General features: G+C 47.2%; 1 protein-coding gene. It reads right to left on the bottom strand.

What is annotated here, in order from left to right; genetic code table 11:
* A partial coding sequence (locus AXE65_RS14025; RefSeq protein ID WP_204376536.1) for a hypothetical protein occupies positions 1-218 on the bottom strand: 218 nt, incomplete at both ends.

Below are 218 nucleotides of genomic sequence, written 5' to 3'. Positions count from 1 at the left end.
GAGCCATGCGGCCTCCAAAAAGCGTAACGCGCGCGCGCTCTTAACAAATCAAAAGCGTATAACGCTTTTAACGTCGGCGCGTGCAAATTTCGGCTGTGGATAACTTTTCGCAAAATCGCAAAATCGGCAGAGCAAAAAAGCGAGAGGACGCCAAGGAAAAAAATTTGGGCACGCTCCCGTTTTTCCTTTTGGCGTTGCTTTAAATTTTCCTGAAACTC

Source organism: Ventosimonas gracilis (assembly GCF_001580025.1).
Classification (GTDB): Bacteria; Pseudomonadota; Gammaproteobacteria; order Pseudomonadales; family Pseudomonadaceae; genus Ventosimonas; species Ventosimonas gracilis.
This window is presented reverse-complemented; position numbering and strand designations above follow the sequence as displayed.